This is a genomic window from Buttiauxella sp. A111 (assembly GCF_014189855.1).
In the GTDB taxonomy this organism is placed as follows: domain Bacteria; phylum Pseudomonadota; class Gammaproteobacteria; order Enterobacterales; family Enterobacteriaceae; genus Buttiauxella; species Buttiauxella selenatireducens.
Window position 1 is genome coordinate 52,714 of the sequence record NZ_BJFN01000004.1, and the last position, 12,967, is coordinate 65,680.

The 12,967-nt window shown below is 52.1% G+C and carries 10 protein-coding genes; 3 read left to right on the forward strand and 7 right to left on the reverse strand.

Annotation, left to right across the window (positions count from 1 at the left end):
- Positions 1 to 23: 23 nt before the first annotated feature.
- Complete coding sequence (hslJ, locus tag BSPA111_RS12460) at positions 24 to 449, forward strand: heat shock protein HslJ (RefSeq protein ID WP_183271482.1); 426 nt, start codon at positions 24 to 26, stop codon at positions 447 to 449.
- 5 nt (positions 450 to 454) lie between these two features.
- Here the strand turns inward: hslJ and BSPA111_RS12465 are convergent, their stop codons facing one another.
- The gene (locus BSPA111_RS12465) at positions 455 to 721 is read right to left on the reverse strand and encodes a DUF333 domain-containing protein (RefSeq protein WP_183271483.1); all 267 of its coding nucleotides are present in this window, start codon (positions 719 to 721) and stop codon (positions 455 to 457) included.
- A 290-nt stretch (positions 722 to 1,011) separates the two neighbouring features.
- Here BSPA111_RS12465 and nifJ point away from each other — a divergent pair, with 290 nt between their 5' ends.
- Positions 1,012 to 4,542 carry a pyruvate:ferredoxin (flavodoxin) oxidoreductase gene (gene nifJ, locus BSPA111_RS12470; protein WP_183271484.1) on the forward strand — a complete coding sequence of 1,177 codons (3,531 nt, stop codon included), beginning with the start codon at positions 1,012 to 1,014 and terminating at the stop codon, positions 4,540 to 4,542.
- 51 nt (positions 4,543 to 4,593) lie between these two features.
- On the opposite strand, the gene BSPA111_RS12475 is transcribed toward nifJ, so the two are convergent.
- The 3 genes from BSPA111_RS12475 to BSPA111_RS12485 all read right to left on the reverse strand — a co-directional run bounded on the left by BSPA111_RS12475 (position 4,594) and on the right by BSPA111_RS12485 (position 7,100).
- Entirely contained in the window at positions 4,594 to 5,655 is a 1,062-nt protein-coding gene (locus BSPA111_RS12475; RefSeq protein WP_183271485.1) for a YncE family protein, read from the reverse strand.
- A gap of 153 nt (positions 5,656 to 5,808) precedes the next feature.
- Positions 5,809 to 6,609, reverse strand: a complete 801-nt coding sequence (locus tag BSPA111_RS12480; protein ID WP_183271486.1) for a YdcF family protein — start codon at positions 6,607 to 6,609, stop codon at positions 5,809 to 5,811.
- Between the two features lie 89 nt (positions 6,610 to 6,698).
- The gene (locus BSPA111_RS12485; protein ID WP_183271487.1) at positions 6,699 to 7,100 is read right to left on the reverse strand and encodes a helix-turn-helix domain-containing protein; all 402 of its coding nucleotides are present in this window, start codon (positions 7,098 to 7,100) and stop codon (positions 6,699 to 6,701) included.
- Between the two features lie 73 nt (positions 7,101 to 7,173).
- Between BSPA111_RS12485 and BSPA111_RS12490 the strand changes: the two genes are divergently transcribed.
- Positions 7,174 to 7,668, forward strand: a complete 495-nt coding sequence (locus tag BSPA111_RS12490) for a DUF2938 family protein (RefSeq protein ID WP_183271488.1) — start codon at positions 7,174 to 7,176, stop codon at positions 7,666 to 7,668.
- Between the two features lie 142 nt (positions 7,669 to 7,810).
- On the opposite strand, the gene BSPA111_RS12495 is transcribed toward BSPA111_RS12490, so the two are convergent.
- The 3 genes from BSPA111_RS12495 to BSPA111_RS12505 all read right to left on the reverse strand — a co-directional run bounded on the left by BSPA111_RS12495 (position 7,811) and on the right by BSPA111_RS12505 (position 12,965).
- A complete protein-coding gene (locus BSPA111_RS12495) occupies positions 7,811 to 9,460 on the reverse strand; it encodes an alpha-glucosidase (protein WP_183271489.1) in 1,650 nt (549 codons plus the stop codon).
- 2 nt (positions 9,461 to 9,462) lie between these two features.
- Positions 9,463 to 11,103, reverse strand: coding sequence for an alpha-glucosidase (locus BSPA111_RS12500; protein WP_183271490.1), 1,641 nt, complete (start codon positions 11,101 to 11,103; stop codon positions 9,463 to 9,465).
- A 767-nt stretch (positions 11,104 to 11,870) separates the two neighbouring features.
- A complete protein-coding gene (locus BSPA111_RS12505; protein ID WP_183271491.1) occupies positions 11,871 to 12,965 on the reverse strand; it encodes an ABC transporter ATP-binding protein in 1,095 nt (364 codons plus the stop codon).
- Positions 12,966 to 12,967: the final 2 nt, after the last annotated feature.

The following is a 12,967-nucleotide window of genomic DNA, read 5'->3' on the forward strand; positions in this document are numbered from 1 at the left end:
AATGAATAACTTAGGGAAAAGAGATGAAAAAATTAGCTTCTTTGGCTCTGGCTGCAATGGTACTGGCCGGTTGTGCACAATCTGGTGATAAATCGACTGTTACCGCACAAGATCTGCAACATCACCGCTATGTTCTGCAAACTGTAGACGGCAAACCGCTCACAGGCATTAAACGTATGCCGGAACTGAGCTTCGGTGAAAATATGCATATTTCTGGTGCGATGTGTAACCGCTTTATGGGCCAGGCAACGCTTGAAGGCGATACGCTGAAATCGAAAGGTCTGGGAATGACCATGATGATGTGTTCTGAGCCACAGTTAAACGAACTTGATCATATGATCAACGACATGCTGACCAATGGCGCAAAAGTCGGTTTGGCATCGCAACAACTGACGTTGAAAACCAGCCAGCATACTTTAGTTTATAAACTGGCCGATCTGGTTAACTGACAGGACTAGTACGCCCCACATGTTCCGGCGGCAAGCGCGTTTTCACTACAGCGTTTGCCGTTAGGCATCGCACACATCCCCGTTACCGAACCATCCAGCTGACGAGCAACGCTCAGCGAACCTCCTACCATTGCACAACTTGCCTGCCCCTGGCTGGACATTGCCGCGCGCATACCCGGTGGTACGTGAGCCGCGGTGGCTTGTTGAGGTGGTTCATTACTACATGCCGACAATAAAAGTGCGGCACAACCCGCTAAAAACGCAGCGCGCATTAATCCTCTCCCCCTAAACGTTGCAAAACCTAAGAATCATAAGCGCTGGTACGCCGTTCCGTCGAGGCCATAAGACCATAAAATGTGTGTGATTTTGCAATACAGATCACTTTACTGCGTAAAACACAACCAATCCCCCTTTTAAAAATATCAATATAGGCTCAACGCAGGACACAAAAGCGAAAATCACCTTCTGTGGGCTTTGCTAGAATTAAAACATTATTCTTCGGCTCGGCGCGGTTATGCGGGCCTTTTTATGTTAATTTTTTTGCGCAATGTAAGGGTGTCTTATGATCACTACCGACGGCAATGGTGCGGTCGCATCTGTGGCGTTTCGCGCCAGCGAAGTTATTGCCATCTACCCGATAACACCCAGTTCCACCATGGCGGAGCTTGCTGATGCCTGGTCCGGAGATGGCAGAAAAAACGTGTGGGGAGACACGCCACGCGTAGTAGAAATGCAGTCCGAAGCCGGAGCAATTGCCGCTGTTCACGGTGCGCTGCAAACGGGTGCCCTTTCCACTTCATTTACATCATCGCAGGGCTTACTGTTGATGATCCCGACACTCTACAAACTGGCTGGTCAACTCACGCCGTTTGTACTGCATGTGGCGGCACGTACGATTGCGACTCACGCACTCTCTATTTTTGGCGATCACTCGGATGTGATGGCCATTCGCCAGACCGGTTGTGCCATGCTATGCGCCAGCAGCGTACAGGAAGCCCAAGACTTCGCGCTGATTTCGCATATTGCCACGCTGAAAAGTCGTGTTCCCTTTATTCATTTCTTCGATGGTTTCCGCACATCGCATGAAATAAACAAAATAGTGCCACTTGCCGACAGCACCCTTCTGGAACTGTTGCCGCAAAAAGAGATTGATGAACATCGCGCCCGCGCGCTGAATCCGGACCATCCCGTTATCCGCGGCACATCGGCGAACCCGGATACCTATTTCCAGTCCCGCGAAGCCAGTAACCTGTGGTACGACGCGGTCTATGAGCACGTTGAACAGGCGATGGACAGTTTTGCCGCCGCAACGGGCCGCCAATACCATCCATTTGAATACTACGGCCACCCGCAAGCCGAGCGCGTCATTATTCTGATGGGTTCTGCCATCGGCACCTGTGAAGAAGTGGTCGACGAATTACTCACGCGCGGCGAAAAAGTCGGCGTGCTGAAAGTTCGCCTGTTCCGCCCATTCTCAGCCGACCATTTATTAGCCGTCCTGCCAGAATCAGTACGCCAAATTGCGGTACTTGACCGCACCAAAGAACCAGGCGCGCTGGCGGAACCGCTGTATCTCGACGTTATGACGTCTCTTGCCGAAGCCTTTAACCGTGGCGAGCGCGAAACGCTGCCGCGTGTGATTGGCGGGCGTTACGGTCTTTCTTCCAAAGAGTTTGGCCCGGATTGTGTGCTGGCTGTATTTAATGAATTAAAAGAAGCGAAACCGCGCCCGCGCTTTACGGTAGGGATTTACGACGATGTCACCAATTTGTCGCTTCCGTTGCCTGAAAACACCCTGCCGAACCGCGCCAAACTCGAAGCGCTCTTTTACGGTCTGGGCAGCGACGGCAGCGTTTCTGCCACCAAAAACAATATCAAAATCATCGGTAACTCGACGCCGTTCTTCACCCAGGGTTATTTCGTTTATGACTCTAAAAAAGCAGGCGGTCTGACCGTTTCCCATCTACGCGTCAGCGAACAGCCGATTAATTCGACCTATCTTATCGATCGGGCTGATTTTGTTGGTTGCCACCAGTTGCAGTTTATCGACAAATACCAGATGGCAGAGCGCCTGAAACCGGGCGGCATTTTCCTGCTTAACACGCCGTACAGCGCTGATGAAGTGTGGCACCGCCTGCCGCAAGAAGTTCAGGCGGTATTGAACCAGAAAAAAGCGCGCTTCTTTGTGGTAAATGCAGCAAAAATTGCCCGTGAATGCCATTTGGGTGCGCGTATCAACACGGTCATGCAGATGGCATTCTTCCATCTCACCCAGATTTTACCGGGCGACAGCGCACTGGCGGAGCTTCAGGGAGCGATTGCCAAGAGCTACAGCAGCAAAGGCCAGGAGCTGGTTGAACGCAACTGGCAGGCGCTGGCGTTAGCACGTGAATCCCTTGCTGAAGTGACCTTGCAAGAGGTGAACGAAAGCAGCCCAATGCGCCCTCCTGTGGTTTCTGACGCGGCACCCGATTTTGTTAAAACCGTCACCGCAGCGATGCTGGCAGGCCTTGGCGACGCGCTACCCGTTTCCGCGCTCCCCCCAGATGGCACCTGGCCGATGGGCACCACGAAGTGGGAAAAACGCAACATCGCCGAAGAAATTCCTATCTGGAAGCCAGACATTTGTACCCAGTGTAATCACTGTGTGGCTGCCTGCCCGCACTCAGCCATTCGCGCCAAAGTTGTGCCACCAGAGGCGATGGAAAACGCGCCTGCCGGACTGCAATCACTGGATGTGAAATCCCGCGATATGCGTGGGCAGAAATACGTGTTGCAGGTCGCGCCTGAAGATTGCACCGGCTGTAACCTGTGCGTCGAAGTCTGTCCGGCAAAAGACCGCCAGAATCCAGAAATCAAAGCGATCAATATGATGTCGCGCCTTGAGCATGTTGAAGAAGAGAAAGAGAACTATGATTTCTTCCTCAAAATGCCGGAAATGGATCGCACCAGCCTGGAACGTATCGATATTCGTACTTCCCAGTTGCTGACGCCGCTGTTTGAGTATTCCGGCGCATGCTCGGGTTGTGGTGAAACACCGTATATCAAACTGCTGACTCAGCTGTATGGCGACCGCATGTTGATTGCCAACGCCACGGGCTGTTCGTCAATTTATGGTGGTAACCTGCCGTCAACACCGTACACCACCGATGCCAACGGGCGCGGACCGGCCTGGGCGAACTCGCTGTTTGAAGATAACGCCGAATTTGGCCTTGGCTTCCGTCTCACGGTCGATCAACATCGCGCCCGCGTGATGCGCCTGGTCGGTAAGTTTGCCGATAAACTGCCTGCAGAGCTCAACGAGCAGCTTCACGCCGAAGCGACGCCAGAAGTGCGCCGCGAACAGGTTGTCGCATTACGTCAGCATCTGGCGAATATCGACGACCCGGACGCTCGCCAGCTCATTACAGATGCCGATGCGATGGTAGAGAAATCTATCTGGTTGATTGGTGGCGATGGTTGGGCGTATGACATCGGCTTTGGCGGTCTTGATCACGTCCTGAGTCTGACTGAAAACGTCAATATTCTGGTGCTGGATACCCAGTGTTACTCCAACACGGGCGGCCAGGCGTCGAAAGCGACACCGCTGGGTGCGGTCACGAAATTTGGTGAACACGGCAAGCGTAAAGCACGTAAAGATCTCGGCGTCAGCATGATGATGTACGGGCATGTTTATGTGGCGCAGATTTCACTTGGGGCGCAGCTCAACCAAACGGTGAAAGCGATTCAGGAAGCCGAAGCGTATCCTGGCCCGTCGCTCATCATCGCCTATAGCCCTTGCGAGGAACACGGTTACGACCTGGCGCTGAGTCACGATCAAATGCGTCAACTCACCGCGACCGGTTTCTGGCCGCTGTATCGCTACGACCCACGTCGTGCTGAGGAGGGCAAGCTGCCGCTGGCGCTGGATTCGCGTCCACCGTCTGATGCACTGGCTGATACGCTGATGAAAGAGCAGCGATTCCGTCGTCTGAATGCGCAGCAACCTGAAGTCGCAGAACAACTATGGAAAGACGCTGCTGCAGATTTGCAAAAACGCTATGACTTCCTGGCGCAGATGGCAGGGAAAGCGGAAAAAGCAGATAGCGAGTAAGTGAAGTGATTCGGTAATAATATCGGGCACGCATAGCGTGCCCGACTGACTTTATTTGAAGCTGATACGGACCACATCATCCGGGCTGGCCGGTTCTTTTTCGCGGCTACCCTCTTGCTTCACGCTAACAAACAGCTGCTGCCCGTCTGGCGAAAGTGCCAGGCTATTTGGCCACGCTGGCGTGTCGATCGTTTCCAATACTTTGTAGCTTTTCGCGTCAATCACGCTGACTTTACCGGCTTTACGATGGGTAACGTATATTTCGTTGCGCACCGGGTTAAACAGCACATCCAGCCCCAGCGGCACCTCAACTTTATTCAGCACTTTGCTGGTTTTGGTATCAACAACCAACAATTGCGGAGATTTCGAATCACTGATAAACGCGCGGTTGTTTGCACGATCCAACGCAATATTGAGATAGAAATGCTCGCCTTCAGTCTCAAGCTTCGTACGGGAAATAACCTTGTTGGTTTTGCTGTCGATGACGATAAATTCGTTATCGGCATTGGTCATGTAAATGCGCGCAGACTTCTCATCAATCGCCAGACCCGTCGCCATTTTTCCGAGATCTTTAATGGTGTCACGCAACTCAAGCGTGGTGCCGTCAATGACCCACAACACGCTGGACTCCCCCAAACCGCCCATATACAGGGTATTGGTGGCTTCGTTAACCACTAACTGGCGCGGCATCAGCGGGCGCACGGTTTCGGTACGTTTGGTGTCATCAACCACCAACGACTTAATCACATCACCCGTTTTGCTGTTGATGGCGGTCACTGCGCTGTTGGTGGTGTTGCCGAGGAACAGCGTGCCGGTGGTTTTGTTGAACGCCACACCGAACGGTTTCAGGTTGTTATGAATCGCCTGAGTCACTTCGAGCGTTGCCGGGTCAAGACGATAAACCACCCCGCCTTTATCCAGTTTGCGGCTTTGTGACGTAGCAACATACAGAGCAGATTGATCCGCACTATACGCCATTTCATACGCGCCTTTGCCGACAGGTTTTCTTTCTACCGTAAAGGAGGTATCAGCAAACAGTGAACTGGAAAATAGCAGGCTGGAGAGCATCAGGGCAGGCAACGCACGTAGGCGGGTTTGCGGTATAGCAGACATAAGTATCCTTAATATCCTTATCAATAGCAGGTGAAATTCTTTAGCTAACAAAACGTTAGCTAAAGAAATGAATCTTCGCTATTGATAATAATTATCATTAATGAATGATAAAGTAAATCATTACCATCGAATAATGGATATTAATGAATACCGTTACAGACCTCGTTCGCGCATCAATTGTGCAAGCGCTGCGTCCTTAGCCAGAAATTCCCAGGCGTTTATCACCGCGGCGGGGATATCAACATGACTAATAAAATCACGCCCTTGCGGCCCGTAGCCCTGTGCGTCATCCCTGATGCGAGGGATTTCCCCGAGTGCCAACGAGACATAACGCGCTACCGGCCATAAGCCCTTTTCATCCAGGCTAAAGGTGGTCTGGGTATCGTGACTGACCAGAACCGGAACAATGCCGGGCCAACTGCGCCAACGCGGTTTATGCGCTTCACTTTGCCAGACGCGATCAAATGTCGCGACGGTACGACGTTGCATGGTGGGGTCTTGAATAATAATCGCGCTCGCCGGGGTTATTTGCAGCGTTTGCATCAGGTCAAACGTAAAGCGGGCGTTCTCGCCGCAGTTGCTGGACTTCTCTTCCGTCAGCACTTTTTCAGCGGGGATCTTCCAGAACTGGGTGGCGATATCGCTGATAATAGCCGCTTCTGCACGCCCCGTGGTGGGAATGATGTTATAGCGTGGATGTTTAGCGATAGCGCCGTATAAAAAGGTGGTGGAATGCCCGATACCACCGGTTATCAGCAGCGGCAACTCACTGTTAGCCGCCAACTGGCAAGCCGCATCAATGGTAGGGATAACGGCATTCCCGGCGAGAATAATCAGTTCTCCATCAGACACTGCGGGCGGTGCATCAAACTCATTGTGAGAAAGCCACTCGCCCAACGTATTTATGGCATCGAGGGTCGTGGCCTGCAAAGCTGGAAATGTTGTCGTCAACATAACCCCTCCTTGTTAAAAACCAGCCCGCATCATACCGCAGGCGGCCTGGTTACTGTATAGGGGAGCTCTGAGTCAGGCTTCTTTCAAGACTATTTAGCCAGGATTCTCTGCCCCCGAGAAACCACCTTTTTGAACTCTTCGCACTGGGTATGATCTTGCGCGGTACATTTAGCGGCATGTTTCAGACCCTGACTGAGTATCCGCAGTTTGCGAATGGTTCTATCGATTTCTTGCGCCCGGTTATGCAGTTTTTCCCGGTCAATACTCACCTTATCCGGTGTTCCGAACATCCCCGCCATTTCATCAAGGGTGAAACCCGCTGTTTGACCCAAGGTAATTAACTGCAATTTATTCAGCACATTTTCAGAATATTGCCTTCTCAGCCCGTTACGACCCACGGACCTAATAAGCCCTTTCTTTTCATAAAAACGAAGCTTCGACGGCGCGACTCCAGAGAGTTTTGCGACCTGCCCAATGTCCAATTCTTTCATCGTTGACTTAAACCTCACTTTAAGTTGCACAATGACAGAAAGCTTAACACCATGAGATAAGAGAGATATAGCAATGGATACTGAACTGTTTTTTCGCATTGTTGTAACGGGTCTGGGTGCAACACTCATTATGGATATCTGGTCGATGGTTCAGAAGCATGTACTGTCTATTCCTAGTCTTGATTATGCCCTTGTTGGTCGATGGGTTTTATGGATGCCAAGGGGGATGTTTCATCACGACACCATTGTCACGACAACACCTATGCGCGGTGAAAAAGCCGCAGGTTGGGTAGCCCATTATGTTACCGGGGTTTTATTTTCCTTCATCCCGCTTGTGCTAAATGGTGCGACCTGGTTTTGGCAACCTTCTCTCGTGGCAGCTTTATTGGCTGGGATGTTGAGCCTGTTTGCTCCGTTTTTAATCATGCAACCCTTGCTCGGTTTTGGCGTCGCAGCAGCTAACCCCCCTCGCCCAGGACGCGCGCGTTTTCTGAGTGCTCTGACGCATTTGGCCTATGGTTTTGGACTTTATATTACTGCGAAGGTAATCGTGGTTTTTGCTGCATAAATAGAAGCCGAGCTGCGGCCTTGATTATTTAATGATTGGAATAGGTGTAAACATAAATGAGGCAGTTCTTTGCATCTCAGAAGAACTGCCTCATGCCTGACTAGCGCAAATTAAATCATTCTGGCTCATCACCGCTAAACAACTAAGTAAACTGATAAACCCGCGCCTCCCATGGGTGCAACCGATAAAGCTCATCCACCTTAGGGTAATTCCCCAGCACACATTCTGCCCACTCGAGCGGTAATTCTTCGCTCTGCCAACGGGCAGATTTCGACGACATATTGCAAAGCACCACAAACTCAGAACCTTCAAGCACGCGGCGATAAGCATAAATTTGCGCGTGATCTTTCAGCTCCAGTACATAGCGCCCGTAAATCAGCGTGCGTTCTTTCTTACGCAACTGGATTAGCGCGCGATAGAAATTCAGCACCGAATCCGGGTCTTGCTGTTGGCTTGCAACGTTGATCATCTCAAAGTTGGCATTGACCTTAAACCACGGTTTTCCGTCGCTGAAACCGGCGTTTGGCCAGGAGTTCCACTGCATCGGCGTGCGCGAGTTATCACGCCCGGTATTGGTCAGAAACGCGATGATTTCGGCTTCATCTTTGCCCTGCGCCGCCATCTCGCGCCAGGTGTTTTTCGCTGACACATCATCAAAATCATCCACTCCGTCGAAGCGGGTATTGGTCATGCCGATTTCCTGCCCCTGGTAGATAAACGGCGTGCCCTGCATCAGGAAAAACAGCGCAGCAATGCAGGTGGCGCTTTCTCGCCAGTGGTGTTCGGTGTCGCCCCAGCGTGAAGTAATGCGCGTAAGATCGTGGTTTTCTACATACAACGCATTCCAGCCTTTGCCTTCCAGCGCATCCTGCCAGGCGGTGAAAATTTTCTTCAGCACTGCGGGTTCAGGGCGCAAACCGGCTTCTGGTTCCCATAAACGAACGTGCTCAAACTGGAACACCATATTGAGTCGCCCGCGATGCTCACCCACCCACTCTTCAGCATGCTCGGAATCCAGGCCGTTCACTTCGCCAACCGTCACGATGTCATAATGTTGAAACACCTTCTGGCTCATGTCGTCCACATAGTCCAGCAGACCGTCATAATTAAGATGGCTTTTCATCGACGGTGCATAACGGTGTTTGTCAGGATTCGGCACATCGGCAAGCGTGGGTTCTTTTTTCATATGGCAGATGGCGTCGATACGGAAACCGTCAATACCTTTGTCCAGCCACCAGCGCATCATGTCGTACACCGCACGGCGCACATCGTGGTTTTCCCAGTTCAGGTCGGGCTGGCGGCGGGTAAACAAATGCAGAAAATACTGTTCGGTTTGTGGGTCAAATTCCCAGGTAGATCCTTTAAAGATCCCTTCCCAGTTATTGGGTTCTGCGCCATTTTTACCGTCGCGCCAGGTGTACCAGTCGCGTTTCGGGTTATCACGTGATGAACGGGACTCCAGAAACCACGGATGTTCATCGGATGTGTGGTTGACCACAAGGTCGATAATCAGCCGCATTCCGCGTGCGTGAACCTGTTGCAAAAGGCGGTCAAAATCTTCCATGGTGCCAAACTCAGCCATGATCTGCTGATAATCGCTAATGTCATAACCGTTATCGTCATTGGGCGATTTGTACATCGGGCAGATCCAAATCAGATCGATGCCGAGATCGTTGAGGTAATCGAGTTTTTCGGTGATACCGTTCAGGTCGCCGATTCCATCACCGTTGCTGTCATGAAAGCTGCGCGGATAAATCTGGTAAGCGACCGCCTCTTTCCACCAATTCGCCATGGTTACCTCCTCATCAATAATGCGAAAGATTCATAAGGTTGCAGTTCAATACTGACGGCCAGCCGATCACGGGGCGCGTAGTTGCTAATCAAGCATTCGCCATGCCAGTCCTGCATAGATTCCGGTATGTCGAGCGTGAGGTGCTCACAGGAGAAGTTGTTTATCACCAGCAGACGCTCGTCGTTTAGGGTACGTAGCCAGGCAAAAACCTGCGGGTGTTCAGGCATAACCGCCTGAAAATCGCCGTAAACCAACACAGGATAATTTTTGCGAAGCGCGATCAATTTTTGGTAATGCCACAGGATAGAATCCGGCTGTTCAAGTGCTGTCGCGACATTGATTTCACGGTAGTTGGGGTTCACGGCAATCCACGGTGTACCGGTGGTAAAACTTGCGTTCGGGCCGTTGTCCCACTGCATCGGCGTGCGGGCGTTATCGCGCCCGTTGGCATGGATGCCGAGCATCATCTCCTCGTGGCTGACACCTTCCGCCAGCCGCTCTTTATAAAGATTCAGGCTTTCGATATCGCGATAGTCGCTGATGGCTTCGAAACGCACGTTCGTCATGCCGATCTCTTCACCCTGATAGATATACGGCGTACCTTTCAGGCAGTGCAACGCAGTGGCGAGCATTTTAGCGGAGGACTCACGAAACGCCCCTTCGTCACCAAATTTCGACACTGCGCGGGGTAAATCGTGGTTGCTCCAGAACAGCGAGTTCCAGCCGTGATGCGCCAGCGCAGTCTGCCATTTTTCGATAACCGCTTTGAAGCTCGCCAGTTCAAACGGCTTACTGCGCCACTTCCCGGCGTGTTCATCCCAGAATTGTTTGATGTGATCAAACTGGAAAACCATCGACAGCTCTTCTCGTTCCTCGCCGCTGTAAAGCAAGGCGTCTTCCGGTGTCGCACTCCAGGTTTCGCCAACGGTAACGTAGTCGCCGTTGCCAAAGGTGGCGCGGTTCATCTGGCGGATCAGGGCGTGGAGATTTTTCCCGTTCGCCATAATCTGCTGATCTACCTCTTTGCCGATCAGGTCGATAACGTCCATGCGGAAGCCACCGATACCTTTCGCCAGCCAGCGATTCATCATGGCGTGGACTTCTTCATGAACACGCGGATTTTCCCAGTTGAGATCGGGCTGACGTACTGAAAACTGGTGCAAATAATATTCGCCACTGGCTTCGTTAAACGCCCAGCCGCTGCCGCCAAAATAGGAGCGGAAATCGTTCGGCGGGCCGCCGTCTGCCGCAGGTTTGCGCCAGATATAGAAATCGCGGTACGGGTTGTCTTTGGATTTCAGCGCTTCGATAAACCAGGGATGTTCATCAGAAGTATGATTGACGACTAAATCCATCAGAATGTGAATATCGCGTTTTTTCGCCTGTTGGATGAGAGATTCCATCTCTGCCATCGTGCCAAATTCGGCAGCAATATCTTCGTAGTCAGAGATGTCGTAACCGTTGTCGTCCATCGGCGAGCGATAAACAGGCGAGAGCCAAATCAGATTGATGCCGAGTTGTTGCAGGTAATCGAGCTTGCTAATGATGCCGTTGATATCACCGATACCATCGCCGTTGCTGTCCATAAAACTACGCGGGTAGATTTGATACACCACCGCGTTGTGCCACCATTTTTTTTCCATGGAGATCTCCTTAGGGATTGGCCCTCACCCCAGCCCTCTCCCACAGGGAGAGGGGGGAAAAGAATGTTCCTCACTCAGACCCTCTATGAGGACAGAATGTCCCCTCTCCCACAGAGAAAGGGGGAAAAGAACGTTCCTCACTCAGGCCCTCTATGAGGACAGAATGTCCCCTCTCCCACAGAGAAAGGGGGAAAAGAATGTTCCTCACTCAGGCCCTCCATGAGGACAGAATGTCCCCTCTCCTGGGGGAGAGGGTTAGGATGAGGGCCGGGATTAGAGCAAAACGACACCACGAGCTATTTGAGTTTAATTTCAAGTCTTTCAGTATGGCGCATCACCCACGGTTCGCTACCGTAGCCGCTGACAATGTGAGGAACATCGTTTATTGCAACGTAGTGCAACGGTTTGATTTCCTCTGGAAAGCATCGCGCGTTCCCACGCTACGGGGCTGAGCTATTCGACACTCGGCAATACGTTCACCAAACCGGTTTTGACCTTATTCCCGGTATAAATTGCCCCAGTGTTCCCCATAAGTCAGGGTGGCGTGGTCGGGAACCACGCCAGTGAGCGATCGCCGGGAGCGAATCGCGAACGACCCTGAACGTTGGGGATAAGCTGGGGTTTACCGCGAAGCGGCAATTTAAAACCGGGCGCCGAGGTCGCCAGGAGGGTGGCGTAACCCTCCTGGCACGTTCACCGTTAGCAGCGGTTACAGAGATAATCAGCCACACGGGTGAACGGGAAACCGCAGAATGACAGATATCACCCTAAACCCGAATAAACGCCCGCCCATCACTATTAAACAAATAACAACTCTCCGGCGGAAGCCGTAGGCCGATACGTCGGTCAGCCTGAATTTCAAGCCTGGAAGTATGGCGCATCACTAATGGTTCGCTACCGTAGCCGCCGTTAACGTAGAGTAGTGTCTCGTTGCCCATTTGCTCGACAAACAGCACTTCACCTTCGATATCTGCCTGCGCCAGGTCGGTAATCTGGATATGTTCAGGGCGGATCCCCAGTTGCACCGCTTGCCCCTCCGGCACGCCTGCACCGTTTATCGGCAGTGTGACTTCCTGACGATTCTCAAGCCGGACGTCGCTGCGCAATGCGCTGCCGTGCGTTAACACGCCAGGTATCAGATTCATTTTGGGCGAGCCAATAAACTGTGCGACAAACATATTTGCCGGGCGGTCATATAGCTCAAGCGGCGTACCCACCTGCTCAATTTGCCCCTGATTTAACACCACTATGCGGTCAGCAAGCGTCATCGCCTCCACCTGATCGTGGGTGACGTACAAAATGGTGGCGTTAATTCTTTTGTGAAGTGCGGCAATTTCCATGCGCATTTGCACCCGCAGTGAAGCATCAAGATTGGAAAGCGGCTCATCAAATAAAAAGAGCCTTGGTTCGCGCACAATGGCACGACCAATGGCCACGCGCTGGCGCTGGCCGCCGGAGAGATCTTTTGGTCGCCGATCGAGCAAAGGCTCGAGCTGCAAAATTCGCGCACTTTCGCGCACTTTTTCGTCGATATCTTTTACTGGCAGCTTCGCCATCTCCAGCGCAAACGCCATGTTCTGGTACACCGTCATATGTGGGTAGAGCGCGTAAGACTGGAACACCATACCGATACCGCGCTCTGACGGTGAATCATCGTTCACACAAACGCCGTCGATGCGCATCTCTCCTGCGCTTATCTCCTCAAGACCTGCGACCATCCGCAGCAAGGTGGATTTCCCGCAACCGGACGGCCCGACCACCACCACAAACTCCCCACTGTTCACTTCCAGATCGAGTGGTTTAATCACTTCCGACGTGCTGCCGTAGCGTTTTTGAATTTTATCGAGCACGAGTTGCGCCATGG

Coding starts and splice junctions, on each gene's coding strand:
- nifJ (WP_183271484.1), top strand. CDS start 1,012: ATGATCACTACCGACGGCAATGGTGCGGTCGCATCTGTGGCGTTTCGC.
- BSPA111_RS12475 (WP_183271485.1), bottom strand. CDS start 5,655: ATGTCTGCTATACCGCAAACCCGCCTACGTGCGTTGCCTGCCCTGATG.
- hslJ (WP_183271482.1), top strand. CDS start 24: ATGAAAAAATTAGCTTCTTTGGCTCTGGCTGCAATGGTACTGGCCGGT.
- BSPA111_RS12490 (WP_183271488.1), top strand. CDS start 7,174: ATGGATACTGAACTGTTTTTTCGCATTGTTGTAACGGGTCTGGGTGCA.
- BSPA111_RS12495 (WP_183271489.1), bottom strand. CDS start 9,460: ATGGCGAATTGGTGGAAAGAGGCGGTCGCTTACCAGATTTATCCGCGC.
- BSPA111_RS12485 (WP_183271487.1), bottom strand. CDS start 7,100: ATGAAAGAATTGGACATTGGGCAGGTCGCAAAACTCTCTGGAGTCGCG.
- BSPA111_RS12465 (WP_183271483.1), bottom strand. CDS start 721: ATGCGCGCTGCGTTTTTAGCGGGTTGTGCCGCACTTTTATTGTCGGCA.
- BSPA111_RS12500 (WP_183271490.1), bottom strand. CDS start 11,103: ATGGAAAAAAAATGGTGGCACAACGCGGTGGTGTATCAAATCTACCCG.
- BSPA111_RS12505 (WP_183271491.1), bottom strand. CDS start 12,965: ATGGCGCAACTCGTGCTCGATAAAATTCAAAAACGCTACGGCAGCACG.
- BSPA111_RS12480 (WP_183271486.1), bottom strand. CDS start 6,609: ATGTTGACGACAACATTTCCAGCTTTGCAGGCCACGACCCTCGATGCC.